Raw genomic sequence first — 568 nt, forward strand, 5'->3', positions numbered from 1 at the left:
GTAAGCGTCGTCTCTGAGCCGTGTGGACATTGTTTGCAGGAGAAGCCAAAGTACCTCCCACCAAACGAGTAGTGGGAACCACAGTGTCCATTGAAGCTAAACGGCCTTCCCGCAAGGGTCGCCCGAATCATCCCATCGATTTCAAACGCCGCCTGGCGCAGCAAGCATGTGAGGCCGGCATATCCGTATCCCGCCTGGCCCAGGAGCACGGCATCAATGCCAACATGCTCTTCAAGTGGCGTCGTCATTACCTTGCCGGTTTGTTCGATCAGCCGAGCACAGGTACGTCGTTGCTGCCTGTGACGCTCATTTCGCCACCTTCCACAGAGGTCGACGTGGCCAAGCCTGCTGCCGTTGCAGCGACCCATTCCGCCAGCGGCATTGAGGTTGTCTTTGCCGACTGTACGGTACGCATTGGCAGTTGCGCTGACACCAAGACATTGCGCGCCGTGCTGGCGCTGTTGCGTCAATGATGGGCCTGCCGGCGGGTACACGCGTGTGGCTGGCAGCCGGGTTCACTGATATGCGCAGTGGCTTCAATGGTCTGGCTGCCAAGGTCCAGACCGCC

1 protein-coding gene is annotated in these 568 nt (G+C 59.5%); it reads left to right on the top strand.

Annotated features, from left to right (window positions below; translation table 11 throughout):
- Positions 1 to 29 precede the first annotated feature (29 nt).
- Positions 30 to 473, top strand: a complete 444-nt coding sequence (tnpA, locus tag FH061_RS30195; protein ID WP_225984992.1) for an IS66-like element accessory protein TnpA — start codon at positions 30 to 32, stop codon at positions 471 to 473.
- Positions 474 to 568: the final 95 nt, after the last annotated feature.

It is taken from the genome of Noviherbaspirillum aerium, from assembly GCF_008929045.1.
Lineage (GTDB): Bacteria > Pseudomonadota > Gammaproteobacteria > Burkholderiales > Burkholderiaceae_D > Noviherbaspirillum > Noviherbaspirillum aerium.